This window comes from Lunatibacter salilacus (genome assembly GCF_009797935.1).
Classification (GTDB): Bacteria; Bacteroidota; Bacteroidia; order Cytophagales; family Cyclobacteriaceae; genus Lunatibacter; species Lunatibacter salilacus.
On sequence record NZ_VOLC01000008.1, the window covers coordinates 67,660 to 85,096 of the forward strand.

General features: G+C 43.0%; 12 protein-coding genes and 1 tRNA gene. 10 read left to right on the plus strand and 3 right to left on the minus strand.

Annotated elements, in window-relative coordinates:
- Window positions 1-116 precede the first annotated feature (116 nt).
- The 5 genes from FQ608_RS12335 (at window position 117) to FQ608_RS12355 (ending at window position 8,850) form a co-directional block, all read left to right on the plus strand.
- A complete protein-coding gene (locus FQ608_RS12335) occupies window positions 117-1,508 on the plus strand; it encodes a neutral/alkaline non-lysosomal ceramidase N-terminal domain-containing protein (protein WP_158858544.1) in 1,392 nt (463 codons plus the stop codon).
- A 185-nt stretch (window positions 1,509-1,693) separates the two neighbouring features.
- Entirely contained in the window at window positions 1,694-3,190 is a 1,497-nt protein-coding gene (locus FQ608_RS12340; RefSeq protein WP_199856366.1) for a neutral/alkaline non-lysosomal ceramidase N-terminal domain-containing protein, read from the plus strand.
- 64 nt (window positions 3,191-3,254) lie between these two features.
- The gene (locus FQ608_RS12345; RefSeq protein ID WP_199856367.1) at window positions 3,255-4,847 is read left to right on the plus strand and encodes a hypothetical protein; all 1,593 of its coding nucleotides are present in this window, start codon (window positions 3,255-3,257) and stop codon (window positions 4,845-4,847) included.
- Between the two features lie 66 nt (window positions 4,848-4,913).
- Complete coding sequence (locus tag FQ608_RS12350; protein ID WP_158858545.1) at window positions 4,914-7,973, plus strand: PVC-type heme-binding CxxCH protein; 3,060 nt, start codon at window positions 4,914-4,916, stop codon at window positions 7,971-7,973.
- A 46-nt stretch (window positions 7,974-8,019) separates the two neighbouring features.
- Entirely contained in the window at window positions 8,020-8,850 is an 831-nt protein-coding gene (locus tag FQ608_RS12355) for a 3-keto-disaccharide hydrolase (protein WP_158858546.1), read from the plus strand.
- Window positions 8,851-8,857: 7 nt separating this feature from the next.
- On the opposite strand, the gene FQ608_RS12360 is transcribed toward FQ608_RS12355, so the two are convergent.
- On the minus strand, window positions 8,858-9,736 hold the full coding sequence (locus FQ608_RS12360; protein ID WP_158858547.1) for an AraC family transcriptional regulator: 879 nt from the start codon (window positions 9,734-9,736) through the stop codon (window positions 8,858-8,860).
- Window positions 9,737-9,913: 177 nt separating this feature from the next.
- Here FQ608_RS12360 and FQ608_RS12365 point away from each other — a divergent pair, with 177 nt between their 5' ends.
- From FQ608_RS12365 to FQ608_RS12370, 3 genes are all read left to right on the plus strand, one after another.
- The gene (locus tag FQ608_RS12365) at window positions 9,914-10,267 is read left to right on the plus strand and encodes a hypothetical protein (RefSeq protein ID WP_158858548.1); all 354 of its coding nucleotides are present in this window, start codon (window positions 9,914-9,916) and stop codon (window positions 10,265-10,267) included.
- Between the two features lie 55 nt (window positions 10,268-10,322).
- Window positions 10,323-10,457, plus strand: coding sequence for a hypothetical protein (locus FQ608_RS27775; RefSeq protein ID WP_262885498.1), 135 nt, complete (start codon window positions 10,323-10,325; stop codon window positions 10,455-10,457).
- A gap of 143 nt (window positions 10,458-10,600) precedes the next feature.
- On the plus strand, window positions 10,601-11,782 hold the full coding sequence (locus tag FQ608_RS12370) for a sialidase family protein (RefSeq protein WP_158858549.1): 1,182 nt from the start codon (window positions 10,601-10,603) through the stop codon (window positions 11,780-11,782).
- A gap of 262 nt (window positions 11,783-12,044) precedes the next feature.
- On the opposite strand, the gene FQ608_RS12375 is transcribed toward FQ608_RS12370, so the two are convergent.
- Window positions 12,045-12,923 (minus strand): AraC family transcriptional regulator, encoded by an 879-nt coding sequence (locus tag FQ608_RS12375; protein ID WP_158858550.1) that lies wholly within the window; start codon window positions 12,921-12,923, stop codon window positions 12,045-12,047.
- Window positions 12,924-13,241: 318 nt separating this feature from the next.
- Window positions 13,242-13,314 (minus strand) — tRNA-Gly (locus tag FQ608_RS12380).
- 426 nt (window positions 13,315-13,740) lie between these two features.
- On the opposite strand from FQ608_RS12380, the gene FQ608_RS12385 reads away from it, so the two are divergent.
- Together FQ608_RS12385 and FQ608_RS12390 are read left to right on the plus strand one after the other, a co-directional pair.
- On the plus strand, window positions 13,741-14,613 hold the full coding sequence (locus FQ608_RS12385; protein ID WP_158858551.1) for a hypothetical protein: 873 nt from the start codon (window positions 13,741-13,743) through the stop codon (window positions 14,611-14,613).
- Window positions 14,614-14,620: 7 nt separating this feature from the next.
- On the plus strand, window positions 14,621-17,437 hold the full coding sequence (locus FQ608_RS12390; protein WP_158858552.1) for a CHAT domain-containing protein: 2,817 nt from the start codon (window positions 14,621-14,623) through the stop codon (window positions 17,435-17,437).

Here is a 17,437-nt window from a genome sequence, read left to right on the forward strand (position 1 = left end):
TGGGTTTGAAATATTTTACGGATTTTGAAACAAGTTTTAGAATAAAAGTGATAAACGAAAAACCAATCCGCCCTAATAGAATCTTTATACTTCTATTTCTTATTTCTTTAGGGGAAATGGCAGCTTCAAAATCTACATTTGCCCAAACCCCGGAAATCTTTGGAGGAGCAGCCCAGATTGAAATTACTCCCCAAGAGAGTGGTTATCCTCATTATAGAGGGGCAAGTACAGGAACACATGACCCTCTTTTTGCAAAAGCAATGGTTTTAATGGAGGGGGATGAAAAATTTGCCATCCTGGTCTGCGACCTTCTTTGGATCGAGAGGGACCTTTCCATCAAAGTCCGAACAAAGATTGAAGCCGACATGGGGATTCCCTACCACAATATTATTGTATCAGCCACCCATACCCATACCGGTCCTGCGTACCATCCTAACATACGTGAATTGACTGGTAAACTGCGAATTCCTTTTGATACAATTAATACTACTGGAGAAAATGACTCCTATCCTACCTGGCTGGCCGAGAAGATGGTTGAGGCAGTATCTAAGGCCCATGATAACGCTGTTCCTGTCATGCTGGAATCCGGTTCTGGATTAGTGGATGACATTGCTTTTAACCGTAGGTTTTTAATGAAGGATGGGAAAATGACCACAAACCCAGGCGTGATGAACCCTCAGATCAGCAGAACCACCGGTCCAGTTGACCCTGTTTTTGAAATCTTGCTGCTACGAAAGAAGTCGGATAACCGGCCAATTGCTGGCTTGAGCAATTTTGCGGTTCATGCGGATACCTTTGGGGGGACCGCATTCAGTGCAGATTACCCGGGATTTTTAGCTAAGGGCCTCGCCTCTATGTATGGGGATCAATTCGTGTCGGTATTTGCGGCAGGGGCCTGTGGCAATATTAACCATGTCGATGTTTCGGGAAGTATTCCGCGCCCTTCATCCGAAGTTATCGGTAAAGCCCTGGCTCAGGCGGTTGAACCGGACCAATTGAAAGCTTTGGGTATAGGCAAATTTGAAAGCCTGTCGTCTATTGTATATGCACCTTTGCAACACTTCACCCAAAAAGAATTGGAATGGGCACATCAGGAGGAGGCCCCGCCTCTCTATGTGGAATCCGCCTTTCTGGAACGCAGGAGACGTCTGAAAATCCGTTCCTTGGAACGGATGCGCAGGACAGAAGCCATTCCGCCAACCATTGGTGAGCGACCCTGGAAAATACCATTAGAGGTTCAGGTATTCCGGATAGGGAATGAATTTGCCATTGTGGGAGTGCCAGGGGAGGTTTTTGTGGAACTGGGGTTGGCGATAAAGGAAAAATCCCCCTTTAAACAGACTCTCGTCATTGAATTGACCAATTGCCATATTGCCTATGTACCTACAATGGAAGCCTTTTCAGGTGGAGGTTATGAAACCGTCAATTCAAGACTGGCTCCGGGAGGAGGGGAATTATTGGTGAAAACCGCTATAAAAATGCTTGAGGAACTTGGCAAAAGTAATTAAGGTAAAATGAATGTCCAATGGTAAGGCAATGAATTTTATTTTAGAGACAATTTACCTCCGGCGGTTTTCGGTATTTTGCCGGTTGTCCAAATAAGCAATACTATTCAGGAATGGATATCCGAAAATTTAATGTAATTTGAATTAAAAATAAATTAAAGAGATTGGCAGGGGCAAAATAAATTCGTATGAAATACTGTGAGACAATTCGTAAGGCCATAGGATTTTTTGGCAGTTTTTCCATTTTAACCATTCTTTGCCAGATCGCAATGGGACAAAATCTGCTTGCGGATTCCGAATCAGCGATATTCCGTGCAGGAGCTTCAACCAGTAATATTACACCGCCTTTGGGTTTGGGAATTGTGGGTAATTTTGGTACCCCCCCTCCTGGAGTGCATGTTCATGATGAACTTCATTCCAGGACTTTGGTTTTGGATGATGGCAGTACCCAATTGGTATGGGTTATAGTGGATAATGTGGCGATCAAACGGGAGGTTTTTGACGAGGCCAAGCGACAGATCCAGCTGAAAACCGGTATTCCGGTATCCCATATGATGATGTCCGCAACCCATACCCATTCCTGCATTGGGGCTGGGGGCGGAGAAACCGGGGATGAGCTGGGGTGGTGCTCTTGGAACGAACAAAAACCGCTGGTCGGGTACCAGAATTTTCTGGTAGAACGAATTGTAGATGGAATTATCATTGCCCGCAACAACTTAGAACCGGCCAAAATTGGCTGGGGTTCTGGACAGGTTCCACAGCATGTTTTCAACCGTCGCTGGAAAATGAAGGAAAAGGTAATCAATCCCTTTGGGCAAATGGATCAGGTCCGGATGAATCCTGGATTTGAAAACCCTGATTTGCTGGTTCCTGCTGGTCCCACAGATCCTGAAATTGCCTTTGTTTCAGTTCAATCAATGGATGGGCGTCCCATTGCTCTTATGGCAAACTATTCCCTTCACTATGTAGGTGGGGTTCCCAAAGGACATCTGTCTGCGGACTATTTTGGCGTTTTTGCGGACCGGATTCAACAACTATTAGGGGCAGACCGACAAGATCCCCCTTTTGTGGGAATGATGTCTAACGGAACCTCGGGAGATATAAACAACCTCAACTTCGGCACGCCGGCGGAAAAACATACTCCCTATGAGAAAATGCGTTTGGTGGCAGATGATCTGGCTAAGGAAGTTATAAGGGTTTATGCCAATGTCAAACACCAAGATTGGGTTAAGTTGCAGGCGGCCCAAAAAGAAATCAGCTTGGAGGTACGTAGGGCAACACCGGAAATGCTAAAGAACAGCCATGCATTGATGGAAGGAAGCAGCACCAAAAAGTCTTCCCAACATCCCCTTGAAATAATATTTGCAGAAAGCTTATTGCAAATGGAAGAAGAATGGCCGGATAAGGTGGATATTATTCTACAGGCGTTCCGCATCGGGGACTTGGGGGTCGCCGGTATTCCCTTTGAAGTGTTTGCGGAAACTGGCTTAGAAATTAAATTCAAAAGTAATTTGCAGCCGGTATTTACCGTCAGTTTGGCGAATGGTTGGGGAGGATATCTGCCCACACCGGAACAACATGCCCTTGGTGGCTATGAAACATGGCTGACAGTTAACAAAGTAGAATTTTCTGCCTCGCAGAAGATTGTACAGGAATTGTTGGCTCTATTTCAAACATTGGAATGATAATGTTTTTGTTTCGTGTAAATTGATTGGAGGATTTAATTTGTCCTAAATATTTTATTCTAGTATGAAAAAATCACAACATAATTCCAGAAGAAAATTCATAAAAAATTCCGTCGCAGCTTCTGCGGCTTTTGGTTTTTCTGATTTTTTCCCTTTCAACAGCTACGCAGAGTCCGGAATTAGGAACGATTCAGACAACACGAAACCAAAATTGGAATTCATGAAAGCAGGCTATGCCGAAGGGGATATCAGCCCGGAAATCGGTATGGAGCAACCCGGAAACTATGGCAAATCCTACCATACTACCTTTCATGATCCCTGTAAAGTAAGAGTATCCGTTTTTGAGGATGGTGCAACAAAATTGGTACTTATCGGAGTGGATGCGCTGGCGGTGTATCCCCCTCTGATTCAAAACGTCAGGGACCAGATTAATGCTGCCTGTGGCGTTCCTCAGGAGAATATCCTAATCGGCGCTTCTCATTCCCATTCTTCTGGACCTACGGCTATGGTACAACCCGGGGAATTTGATCATGCCGATGAATTTGTTCAGTTTCTGGCTTATGAAAAATCCTCATGTGCCGATCCCAAATACCTTGATTTTGTAGAAAAACAAATAATAAAAACCACCTGCGAAGCAGTGAATTCCATTCAGGAAGTTGCCATGGGTATAGGTACAGGCAGTGAAGATACAGTATCCTTTAACCGTCGGTTTAGGATGAAAAACGGCTTAACCTATACGCATCCAGGCCAACTGAATCCGGATATCCTGGAAGTTGCCGGTCCCATTGATCCGGATGTAGGGGTGATCGGTACCTGGGACAAGGAGGGTAAATGTATTGGCTGTATTGTTAATTTCGCCTGTCATACCACAACCAATCCAGGTGGTACATCTGCAAATTGGGTTTATTATATGGAACAGACCATCAAAGGAGCGATGGGTACAGAATGCGTAGTAGTTTTTCTACAGGGGGCAAGTGGGGATGTCACGCAGGTGGATAACTTAAATCCTGAGGCCAACCGTTCCGGCGAAGCCTGGGCACGATTTGTAGGCGCCAAAGTGGGTGCCGAGGCTGTGAAGGTACTGTTGGATATGCCAAGAGGAATATTGCTGCCCCTGAACTCCAAAAGTGAAGTGGTCATGATGGGCAGAAGGGTTCCGGAAAAGGGGAAAGTGGAGAAAAGTTATGAATTGGCACGGAAAGATCCTAAAGAAGTGGGAGCAACCGAATGGACCTTTGCAAAGGAAATCGTTTTGTTGGATTCGCTTTTAAAAAAAGGGAAAACTTCTCCAGTGGAAATTCAGGTCCTCCAGATCGGACCTGCGGTTTTTGTATCCAATCCCGCAGAATTTTTCTGCCAATTGGGACTGGATATAAAGAAACAAAGCCATTTTCCCTTTACCTTTCCGGTATCTATGGCCAACGGGTGTGTGGGATATGTGCCTACCAAAGAAGCTTTCGATCCTAATGGGGGAGGGTATGAGACAAGGTTAACTGCCTATAGTAATTTGGAAATCGAAGCGGGAAATAAAATGGTGGAACTTGGAGTAAAACTGGTTCAAAAACTGAAGCCGGGAAATATTCCCAAAGCGGTTAAGGTTCCCCCGTTCAACGGAGAACCTTGGAGTTATGGAAATGTGAAACCAGAATTGGGTTGAATAGAATGCGAATTAGAAGCTAATTTGCCCCAACAATAGGGCATTTAACGTTGTTTAAAAGTAATTATGACCACACATAAATTAAAATATTTATTTCAGCAACCATTTTTTTTACTCCTTTTACTTTCTCCATTATTTGGGTTTTGGGCATGTGAAAATAAGCAGGAGGAACAGGCTGAAACGGATGAAGTTACATTTGAATTGCAGGATTACCCGGTAAATTCCCCCTTATTCACCTATGAAGATTCGGTTCTTCTTAAAAATGGACTGGCCAGCTTTCAGTTGGAGCCTGGTCTGCGCATTGAATTGATTGCGGCGGATCCCCTGGTAGGAGATCCTTCTGCTTTTGCTTTTGATGAGAACGGTGTAATGTATGTAGCCGAGAACAGGGGTTATCCGGACCCGGCAGAGGGGGGAACCCCCACAAAATCCGGCATAATTGCCCGGTTGGAGGACAGGGATGGTGACGGGAGATTTGACCACAGGACCGAATTGGTGACCGGACTCACCTATCCCAACGGGATCATGGTTTGGCGTGGTGGGGTATTTGTAACCTGTGCACCTGACATTTATTATTTTAAGGATACCAATGGAGATGGAAAAGCCGATGTTCAAAAGGTGGTGCTTACGGGGTTTAATGCGGACAAAACTGCTCAGATCAGAACCAGCCATCCTACACTTGGCATGGATGGCTGGATTTATGTTACAAGCGGTTTAAATGGGGGTAATGTGACATCCCCCGAACACCCCGACCGGGACGCGGTTGCTTTTTCACCCGCTGATGGCCGGTTTCATCCCGAAACGCTGGAATTTCAGACAACGGGAGGCAGAAGTCAATTTGGATTGACCTTTGATCCTTATGGCCGACGTTTTGGGGCTTCCAACAGACATCCTTTGCAACAGATAGTTATTGAGCCCTGGTATCTAAAACGAAATCCCCACCTTCTGTTTAACCAAACGGTACAGAATGTGGCCAAGGCCGAGGCAGAGGCAGTTGTATACCCTATTAGCAACGCGGTGACTTCTGCGGATTTTATACCTAAGTTAATTGGTCTTTCACATAAAGGGACCTTTACATCTGCCTGTAGCCCTATAGTCTATAACGGGACGGCCCTAAATGCGGATCACAGGGGCAATGCATTTATATGTGAACCTGCCCAAAACTTGGTTCAAAGACAGATTATGAGTGCGGATGGGGTTTCCTTTCGTTCTGAACGGGCTTACGAAAACCGTGAATTTTTGGCATCTTCTGACAGTTGGTTCAATCCGGTTTTTCTGAGCCACGGACCCGACGGTGCCCTCTACCTCGCCGACATGTATAGAAAAGTGATCGATCACCCATCCTATGTTCCTGAAACTGCGAGAGGGGGATTGGATTTTGAAAGTGGAAGAAACATGGGCAGGATTTATAGGATCGTAAACAAGGATTTTACACAGCCAAAGAAAAACAGGGAACACAGTCTGGGATCTTCAACCAGTATAAAGGATTTGGTGTCCTACCTGGAATTTGAGGAAGAATGGGTCAGGGCCACTGCCCACCGTTTATTATTGGAAAGATCGGACATTACTGCCGTCCCCTTGTTGACAGAATTGTCAGAAAAGGGAGAGTTGCCTGAAGGAAGGGCCCGATCGCTGTGGATTCTTGAAAGTCTGGATGCTTTAAAGGGGGAAATTCTGAAACGGGCGATAAAAGACAAGGATGCTGGAGTAAGAGAGCAGGCAGTTCTACTGGCGGGAAAATTAAAGGACCAATATCCGGAATTGATCCATTCTTTGATTGAAGCTACAGAAGATGGGGAAATCCGTGTCAGGTATCTCGCTTCATTGGAATTGGGGTCGGAGTCGGGTGAAAAAGTAATCCATGCCCTGGCAAAGGTGGCTGCAAGAGATGGGGACAATCAATGGTCCCGGGCCGCAGTTTTGAGTGGTATCGGAAATCAGCTTCCCGAATTTTTAGAAAGATTCAGAAGAACCGATCCAATTCAAAATGGACCATTTGCCGCTATGATGCAGGATCTTGGTGAACTGTTTGGCAATGCCGGCTCAGCTGAGGAGTGCCAAGTCCTCCTGGAAGACATGGTTACCACTGAAGGTGGACTTGATTGGCGGATGGCCACTGCACTAGGGCTGTTGAAGGGTCTTGAAGGACGAGACCAAATTAAGACTGACAATGGGCTTTTCTTTGCCTTGGCAAGAATGAAGTCACCTGGCACCGGTAAGGAGGAATTAACATCCTTTATTGATAATGTAGCGGATGTGGCCATGGAGAAAAATGAGCCCCTTAGGTCCAGATTGGTGGCTACTGCAGTCCTGGGCTATACCGAATTTGCAATAGCTGGAGCTTCGCTGAAAGAATTGCTTGCGGCACAAAACCCTCCGGAAATACAGCTCGAGGCAGTAAGGGCTTTGGCAAGGTTGAATGATCCAAGGAGCGGGAAGATACTGCTTGCTGGCGATGGCTGGTCTGCGTACACCCCTCAGATTAAATCTGCGGTGATTTCAGCCCTTGTAGCCAGAAGTCCAACGGTACTCCAGTTGTTTTCAGCAATAGAGGACAAGGTAGTGGCGCCTGCGGAAATCCCTTCCATGATCCGGCAGAGGCTGATGAATGATGCCAATACCAAAGTACGGGATAAGGCAGCTTTTCTGTTTGAGGACCTGGAAAGCGGTGGTAGAATGCAGGTTTACGAAGAATTTCTTAGCATATTGGAAAATCCAGGAGACCCGGTGTCAGGGAAAGGGGTATTTGAGAAAACCTGTTCTTCCTGTCATACCTACGCAGGAGAGGGTGGTGAAGTTGGCCCTGATCTTACAGGGGTAAACAACCAGCCTGGGGATGCGTTGCTTTTACATACAATTGTTCCCAATTATGAAGTATTGCCTGCTTATCAAGCAATTACCATCCAAACAAAAGACGGCAGGTCTATTTCTGGGTGGATATCCGCGGAATCTGAAAATAGCATGACCCTTCGAACAGCTTTTGGAAGCAATGAATCCATCCTTCGCACCAACATAGTTTCTATCCATAATCCCGGACTTTCTTTAATGCCGGATGGACTGGAACAGACCATGACGAAGGAAGACATGGCCAATCTAATTGCTTTTCTAAAATCTGGTGGGAGTTGAGTATCAAAATCGAATAAATATTAATTAATCCAAAAAAAAAACAATCATGAAAAAAACCGCAATTTTAATTCTTTCTTTTTTAATACCTCTGACACTTATAATGGAAGACGGCAATGCTCAGGTAACAAAGGGATATGAAAATGCATTATATAAAGAAGGTAAAACCACGTCTTTATTCAATGGTAATAACCTGGATGGTTGGTATGTTTTTCTTCAGGACCGGGGAAGAAACAATGACCCAAAGCAGGTGTTTACGGTTCAGGATGGTCTGATCCGCATATCCGGTGAAGAATGGGGCTGCATAACCACCGATAAAAATTACAAGAATTATAAGTTAGCTGTACAATTCAAATGGGGGGAGAAAACCTTTGCGCCCAGGGAGGATAAGACCAGGGACAGTGGGGTTTTGTTACATTCCCAAGGTAAAGATGGTGGATATTCCGGGATTTGGATGAATTCGATTGAATGTCAAATCATTGAAGGCGGTACCGGGGATTTTATTGTGGTGGGAGATGGAACGGATAAATTTTCAATTACCAGTCCTGTTGCTTCAGAAAAGCAGGGGTCTAGTCCGGTATTTCAACCGGGAGGCGAGTATGTAACGGTTAATAAAGGAAGAATCAACTGGTATGGCCGTGATCCGGAATGGAAAGATGAATTGGGCTTCCGGGGAGGAAGGGATGTTGAAAAACCTGTAGGGGAATGGAATCTGCTGGAATGTGTGGTAGTTGGGGAAGATATCACCATTTTTTTAAACGGTATATTGGTCAACCATGCCACAAATGTAAAACCAAAGAAGGGAAAGATTCAAATCCAGTCAGAGGGGGCTGAGATGTTTGTAGGAAAAGTTGAACTTACAGCACTGACCAAAAATTAATTTTGAATTAGGCCACTTCAGTAATATTAACCAATTTCCGATATTGGGTAGGTGTCATGGATTTATATTTTTTAAACTGTCTATTGAAATTCGCAAGGTTGTTAAAGCCACATTTAAAGGCTATTTCCACCACGTTTTCATCATTTTCCAAAAGTAATTTACATGCGTGTCCTATTCTGATGGAATTTAGATATTCCACAAAGGTGCTTCGGCATTGATCCTTAAAAAAATTACAGAAAGTAGTGATCGCCATATTGGACATAGCTGCTACTTCCGGAAGTGAGATGTCTTTGTTGAAATTTTCCAGAATATACTCCTTGATTTTTGAAAGTCTGTCTATTTTCGGATATTCAAATTGCCTTACATATCCGGGGCTTGCCAATAATTCGTATTCTTTTGTTTTGGACAAGATGTCGAAAATAGATAACAGACTAGAAATCCGCTGTAGTCCGTTCATATTGATCATACTAATTAACAATGCATTGATTTGGTCCTTGGTTTTTCCAGTAAAGGCCATTCCCCTTTGGGATAGGAATAGAAAATTCCTGAAAGCGTCCATTTCCGGTATTTTCATAAATTCCTCTCCCAAAAAATCTTCCTTAAAATGGATTACAATGGCATAAACCCCATGTTTAGCCTGTCCATTTACATAAATGGAATCATTTACCCAAACATGCGGCAGATATGGTCCAACACAGACCAGGTCTCCTGTTTGAAAATGACCGATATGATCACCTACAATTCTTTTTCCGGTACTTTTCAAAACTAAGACCAGTTCATATTCAGGATGGTAATGCCAGGGACAGGAGATAAATTTTCCTTTTTCTTTAAATACAATAAATGATTTATCAAAATCCTGGGGTAATCTAATTTCTACAGACTTCATAAAACGTTTATTTATTATCTTAAATTTAATAATTAAATGTAAAATTTAAAATAAAAAAAGGAGCTTCAAAAAATAAAATCATTAATGTGAAAAATAGTACCAGTCATTTTTTTACTACATTTATTCTCACAATACCTAACCGGATGTAAGAGCCCTGCTTACCAATTCAAAAACCGGGTGAAAGGGATATTTGGCGATATGTTTTGGGGTTTTAACCGCAAAAGAGCGGGAGAAGCATGCGAAATACTGACAAAAGAAGTGTATCGCGCAGCACTATCAGTACTACATGTAGGCGGCTGTTCCGGATTTGAGACACCTTTTTATAACCAGTTGGGTCCATCTAGCCGGCGGGTGGTTAACGGTGACCAAATTCCATGGCCTTCTTGCTTACTCTTTTCAATATGCACCAAATCCAAGCCTACCCGAAGCCGCATCCGGAAGACCAAAGTCCTGGGGTGTACAGAGGTCGTCACTCATAGCAAAACCTGGGAGACGGGGAAACAGCAGCGTAGATTACTTAAAAAATCTTGAAGAGGGATGGAATTTGTCGTCAAAGTGATGTAACATCCGTGCTTTTTTGTATAATGTGACGACATCAACCTGGGTGGACTTGATCATACCTACCGGAATTCGGATTCAGGAGGGAGGAGGTACGAAAAGTGGTAATTTTACCACCGAACTTCGAGGGAGTATTGAATCGACCATCCTGTTGCCCGGTTGAGGGGACACCAACTACTCAGATATGATTTTCCACAAAAAAGACCTTTGGGTCACGTATTACTCTTCTCATGAAGAAAAGTCAGTGATTTACCTAGCAAAGATTCCTTTCGTCGATTTAGATTAACCCAAGCAATGAGTATCGCTATGAAAAGTACCCTTCTTCTCACGTATGTCCTTTACCTTTCTTTTTCCGCCTTTGCAGAAAAACCTTCATATCCGGCTGACAGTACGAAACGAGTCGTCGAAAAAATGAAAGATATCCTCATTTATCAAGACGACAGATACTATGCGGCATTTCCCTCCATCGTACGTAAACCCGATGGAGAGTTTTTACTGTCCTTTCGAAGAGCGCCCAACCGAAGGAATTTTGGGTCCAAAGGATACAGCCATACCGATCCCAATAGCTACCTCGTTCAGATGACATCCAAAGATGGCATTAATTGGTCTGGTGAGCCGGAGCTTTTGTATGCACATGATTTTGGAGGATCCCAAGATCCCTGCCTGCTACAGCTTTCGGATGGCACCCTGCTTTGTACAAGCTACGGCTGGACGCAGATTTCCGCAGAAGACAGGCAAAACCTCAAGGTGCCGAATTTCACGACAGGTTCGGGGTATGTTTTTTTAGGAGGCTATGTAGTCCGTTCCTTGGATGGGGGGGGATCTTGGAAGGGTCCATATTATCCACCACATATCCAACCGGAAATAAATTATACACCAACCGGAAATCCGGTGCCGGCCTACAACCGTGGAGCTTTATATGAAGGAAAAGACGGAAGGATCTTTTGGATAGTAGCTTCCCACGATCAGCAATCGCCTAGTAAGACGTCGAACCACTTGCTGATTTCTAACGACAAAGGGCTCACTTGGCAGTACTCCTGTCCGGTAGCCGTGGACAATGAAGTGGTATTTAATGAGGCCTCTGTGTATGAGACTCCAAAAGGTGATGTCGTCGCATTTATCCGTACCGAAAAACACGAGGATCAGGCGGTGATCGCACGGTCAACCGACGGCGGAAAAAGTTTTGGCCCGTGGCAGTCAATGGGCTTTAAAGGACATCCTTTACAGGCCATTCGCTTGCCCGATGACCGAGTGTTGCTGGTATATGGGTACAGGCATAAGCCTTATGGAATTCGGGCGAGAATTTTAAATGCGGAATGTAATGATTTTGAGACAGCGGAAGAGATTATCCTACGCGAGGATGGAGGGAGTACAGACATCGGTTATCCATGGGCGGTGTTGCTGAATGAAAATGAAGCCTTGATCACTTATTATTTTAATAAGGAAAACCAGATTAGGCATATTGCCGGAACGGTAATAAGGTTTTGAAAGTAAACCCTATTTTCCATTTGACAGACAAAGGAAATAATGAGTTTCCTTTGTCTGTTTTTTCTTCTTTCTTTGTCTTTGATGAGGGAGGGCAGGAGATTCCCGGGTTTTCTAGGAACGAATAGTAGGCACTTATTGGAATGAACTAGGCATAAAATTATATTGGGGTGGAAGCACGGATGTTTCTTCCCTGTCAGGCAAAGCCGTAAGAATGAGAATTACTCTGCGGGATGCGGGTGTGTTTTCGATTTATTAGGTGAGACTAAGCTACCTCTTGCATGTTTACAACTTTTCTGTAATGTGAGGGTGTCATTTTTTTTTGCTTTTTAAACTGCCTGTTGAAGTTTGCGAGATTATTAAACCCACATTCAAAGGCTACTTCCACGATATTCATGTCATTTTCCGAAAGCAATTTGCATGCATGACCAATCCTCACCGTGTTTAAGTATTCGACAAAAGTAATCCGGTACTGCTCCTTGAAGAAATTGCAAAAGGTAGTTACTGCCATATTGGCCAGTGAGGCTACTTCTGGCAGAGTGATGTCCTTATCAAAATTTTTGAAAATATATTCTTTAATTTTGGAGAGGCGATCAGATCCCTGAGGATCCACTTGATCCAAATAACCCGGACTTGCCAGTAGCTCATATTCTTTGGTTTGGGATAGGATGTCAAATATAGAGAGGAGGCTGGAAAGCCTTTGAATGCCATTCATGTGGAGCATCCCTGTCATAAGGGTATTGATCTGTTTTTTCGTATTGCCATGTAGTGAAATTCCCCTTACGGAAAGTTTAAGAAAGTTTTTCAGAGTTTCCATTTCGGGAATGTTCAGGAATTCTTCTCCCAAAAAATGTTCCTGAAAATGGATGACAATGGCCTCTGCAGGGGAGTCAGCCTGGCCGTTGATATAAATAGAATCATTGACCCAAACATGGGGAACGTAGGGTCCTATACACACCAAATCTCCCTCCTGAAAGTATCCTATATGATCACTAAGCATGCGCTTTCCTGTACTTTTTACTACTAGAACCAGTTCATATTCTGGATGATAATGCCAGGGACAAGGGAAATAGTCGCCTTGTTCTTTGAATACGATAAAGGATTTGTCAAAATCCTGAGGCAATCTAACTTCTATCGATTTCATAAATCCCTGATTTTGTTCGGTTAAAATAATAAGAAATACGAGAAGATGAAAACCTACCCGCTTTACTTGAAAAATAGTATCATAAATATAGAAAAAAATAACAGGACAGGGAGACCTAAGAAAATCTTTTATATATGTGGTTATTTAGAGGAGTTTTCTTCGGTTATATGATGTTAGTCATCTTGGATTCAAGGTGGTGATTCAATATATTTGGATAACCTGACAAAAAATCATCTTTAAATTCTACCAAAACAAGAATTTTTAAACAGGGGTTATCCTAAATCACGGTAAAACAATGTTCACTTAAAAATAGTATAGAGCGGGTAATCGGTCTCGAACCGACGGCCTTCAGCTTGGGAAGCTGACGCTCTACCAACTGAGCTATACCCGCATAAACTCAAATTTAATCCCTTTTCCCGCAAATTCATACATGATGAGAAAAAAAATCCATACGATACTTAAATGTTATATTTATGCAGTTAAAATTTAATTTGCAAAAAAATAAATATACACGACATTTTACGTTATGTTGGTAGGATTATTGCTAATCTAACTTGGCATCACCCTGCTAATTAATTTAGGGACTCCCTAGTCCTTTAAATGACGTTCTATTGTGTCCATATACTGCTATGGGTTCAAGTAAAATATGAAAATCCTGCTACCCTAAGGATTAGAATAAGAATTGAGATGTAAAAAAAGTAGGAAGTAAAATGACGATCATCGTTCGTACTTTCCTATAACTTCCTCAGGCCAAATTTGGGCTGAGGAAATATTATTTCGCATACGGTTTGATTAAGACTTAAAATATAAAACCCTCATGAAAAACAAATTACTTCCACAAGTGTACTTTTTCGTTATTTCCTTAGGTCTTTTTTCCTGTTTTGGGTCAGAAAATAATGAGCTCGAATCCTATCTTCCACTAGAAGATTGTGTAGGAATTAGTTATGGCGATACTATTTTTTATGTCCGTGAAGGTGTAGATTACAAGGTACTGCCTCAAAATATGTTAGAGGGAACTTTCCGTTCTCTTCCTGAAGGGTTGTCCATTGACCCGAACACGGGAGAGATTGACATAAATGCCAGTGAAGCGGGTCTAAAATACAAAATCATCCTAGAGAATGAAGCATTACAAACCGCCTGTAGTTACACCCTGACGATAAGTGGTATTAATTACATTGATAGCCCATTTGTCTTAGATCAGGGGGAGACTCAGGTCACACCCACATACAATGCATCTATCAGTGGTGTCATTCCATGTGATTTGGGAGATCACCAGGAAGAATGCCATTTTGATTTAAAGGGGCCGGAGGGCAACCGGATCTCTGATTTGGGTGTTGCTGTCAACGAGCGAAATGGAGCGATAGATTTGCAGCAGACAGTAGACAATGATTTTTTTGGACAAAACCCTACAAACGGACAGGAGGTAGACGTGGAGATGTATTATCGTCTGCCCGATGAAAGTGACGGTGCGCTTAATTCCATAGGGTTGCGGTTTTTTTACTTTGAGACGATGGGGGATGTGCCGCCCCAGTTATTGGAAGAGATTGAGGACAGGCAGACACAAATTTTCGGTGATGAGGATTTTAATACTAATCCCTTCTTCCGAGTTGCTCCTAGCCGATCCCGTCTTGCGCCTCCTAGTGGCAGAGCGAGGCCTCCATATTTGGTGGTTGTCTCAAGGTTAAGATAATTTCTGAATGAAAATCGTTTATAGGGTTCTTCTTCTTCTTGTCATTCTGGATTTGATGACCTTATCGCCCCTTTTTGCCCAATCCGCAAAGGTCATTAATCTATATGAAGAGGGACTTCGCCTTTTTGAACTGCCAGAACCTACTGAAGAGACGGACAGCGTCGCTATACGGATTTTTCAGGAGCTATTAAGAATTCCTTCCGTAGAGGTCCCCAGAGAAATACAGTTTGACTCCCAACAAAAATTAGGGATATTGTTTTTGATAGAAGGAAAACCGGAGCGGGCGATCCGAAGCCTTTTGGTGGCAAAGAATTTTTTTGAGCTAGGTGGATTGACAGATACCCTTGTATTCAAACCTTTGTTGTATTTAGGCGACAGTTATTTTATGCTCAACAAGGGAGACAGTAGTATTTTTTTCTTAAAGCAGGCAGAACGCATCTTGGAGCAAAAACAATCCATCGATGATAAGGGAAGATTATATAATTCCTTGGGCGTCACCTACTATGAAATGGGTAATTATGTTCAGGCAATCACCTATTTTTCAAAAGCAAAGTCGCTGGTATGGAAAGACACTTCTTTGCCTCCTCCAAACGGAAATGCGCTTTTCGCCATAGAGAGCTTTCAAAGCAATGAGGCATCGGCTTACGCCAACTTGAGGGAATTCAAAAAGGCAATTTCACTTTACCTTGATTTGCTTGAGTTTACCTCCAAGCCAGATGCCATTTACAGTAAATTGGCATCCTTATATGTGGAAAGAAACCTTCCTGATTCTGCGGCATTTTACATGGAACAGATTCAGTCCGACACCGAAAGGGAGTTATTGGTCAACCGAAATCTTGTAGCTGATATTTACATTGCACAAGGAAAATATGCCCAGGCTGAAAGTATGTTGCGAAAGCTGATTTCGGAAAAAGGAGCTATAGAGAAAGAAAATTTTGATAATACTTACCAGCTGGGTATATCTTATAAATTATTGACAAAAGTTTATCTTGAAAAGGGCGCTTACGCACCTGCTTTGGAGGCAATTCAACAAGCAATAGTCCGATTTAGTGAAGGCTTCTCCTCGCTGGATTATCGGGTAAACCCCGATCCGAGTTCCAACAATTGGGGGATGCTTGCTCTTTTTGAATGTTTATTGATAAAAGCAGATGTTTTCCTGAAAGCGGCAAACTCCGGATATAGTGATGACTTTTTCAACTTGGGTTTTGATACCTTCCGGGCTGCTTTTTCTATGGTCTATTACATGGGTAATTTTTATGACAATGAAGAAGCCCGGCTTTTTTTGGGAGAAAAGACCCAGGCGGCTTATCGTGATGCCATAGTGGCTTCAATGAAAAGATATAGTGCCACGGGAGATAAAGGCTTTGCTTGGCAGGCATTTAATTGGACGGAGGAAAGTAAATCCTCAGCTCTTGAGCTAGCGCTAAATGAGCAGTTAACACGAACTGAGTCCGGAGTTTCACATTTTCAGCGGCAGGAGGAAAGGGACCTAAAAATGATGCTTTCCAAGGCTAACCGACAGATTATTGAAAATGAGGACCCGGAACACATCCGATATTTGGAAAATGAGATACGGGATATTCGTCTTGCCCTTTCCCGTATTTATTCTACTTATCAGCGTCCGACAACTACCGTGGACACCACATGGGTGAAAGATAGGCTGGATCACACCTACATTTCAGGTGTTACAAATCAAAGTAATACCGCACTATTATCCTTTTTCTGGGAAGGAAACGTGTTGTACAGATTCATCATCACAAATGACGGGATTCAGGCCACCGAAATTCGGGAGGCAAATAAATTGAATAGTGAATTAGATTCTTTACAAGAGTTACTATTGTCTTCATCGGGGAAGAGTCGCAGCAAATTGGATCAAGTCAGCAGAGAGGTTTTCCGTATTCTATTTTCTGATGTGGAATCCTTGTTGGGGTCTAAAGCAGCTTGGGTCGTATTTCCGGATGGAAAATTGACAAATCAACCCATAGAGATGCTGATTAATTCACGTGGGAAATATTTAGTCGAAAATCATGTGATTTCCTATCAGTTTTCAGCTAAATTTTTGGCATCGTCTCCTTTAATAAAGTCCGATTTGCTCCAAAACGCGGTGGGTTTTGCACCGTTTAATAAAATAGGGAATTCAGTTGGGAAAGAGGATTTCTCTGTGTTGCCTTTTGCAGAAGTAGAGTTAGAGGGGGTTAACGGACAAAAATATTTACATAATCAAGCCACCAAACAACAGTTTTTGGCAGTGGTAGAAGATGCTTCTATCATCCATTTGGCAACGCATGCCAAAGCGGAATTAGAAGATCCCGATAGAGCTTTTATTGCTTTTTTTCCTGAAGAAGATGATTTCCGGCTCTTTTACGACGAATTGTATTCACTGGATTTGCAGGAAGCCCGTCTTGTGTTTTTAAGCGCCTGCGATACCCATTCGGGAAATATCCTGAGTAGTGAAGGGCTTATCAGCCTATCAAGAGCGTTCGCTTATGCGGGTTGCCCCAATATTGTCGGGAGTATTTGGAAAGCCGAGGACAAGGTAGTTGCCTACCTCAGTCATCGATTTTATAAAAATCTTGAAGATGGCTTTTCCATGGCTAAAGCACTACAGCTTGCCAAGGTGGAACTGCTGCAGGATCCTACTATGGCCCAATACAATCACCCGTACTTTTGGAGTAGTCTCGTCTTTATCGGAGGATTATCCCCGGAAGTTAATTCCATACCTACATGGAAATGGATATTGATTTTCTTACTTTCTTTGAGTATTTTCGTCTGTATATGGCTATACCTGCGCAAATTACGTTCTAATAAGATGTATGTAAAATGA

Coding starts and splice junctions, on each gene's coding strand:
- FQ608_RS12335 (WP_158858544.1), top strand. CDS start 117: ATGGCAGCTTCAAAATCTACATTTGCCCAAACCCCGGAAATCTTTGGA.
- FQ608_RS12340 (WP_199856366.1), top strand. CDS start 1,694: ATGAAATACTGTGAGACAATTCGTAAGGCCATAGGATTTTTTGGCAGT.
- FQ608_RS12345 (WP_199856367.1), top strand. CDS start 3,255: ATGAAAAAATCACAACATAATTCCAGAAGAAAATTCATAAAAAATTCC.
- FQ608_RS12350 (WP_158858545.1), top strand. CDS start 4,914: ATGACCACACATAAATTAAAATATTTATTTCAGCAACCATTTTTTTTA.
- FQ608_RS12355 (WP_158858546.1), top strand. CDS start 8,020: ATGAAAAAAACCGCAATTTTAATTCTTTCTTTTTTAATACCTCTGACA.
- FQ608_RS12360 (WP_158858547.1), bottom strand. CDS start 9,736: ATGAAGTCTGTAGAAATTAGATTACCCCAGGATTTTGATAAATCATTT.
- FQ608_RS12370 (WP_158858549.1), top strand. CDS start 10,601: ATGAAAAGTACCCTTCTTCTCACGTATGTCCTTTACCTTTCTTTTTCC.
- FQ608_RS12375 (WP_158858550.1), bottom strand. CDS start 12,923: ATGAAATCGATAGAAGTTAGATTGCCTCAGGATTTTGACAAATCCTTT.
- FQ608_RS12385 (WP_158858551.1), top strand. CDS start 13,741: ATGAAAAACAAATTACTTCCACAAGTGTACTTTTTCGTTATTTCCTTA.
- FQ608_RS12390 (WP_158858552.1), top strand. CDS start 14,621: ATGAAAATCGTTTATAGGGTTCTTCTTCTTCTTGTCATTCTGGATTTG.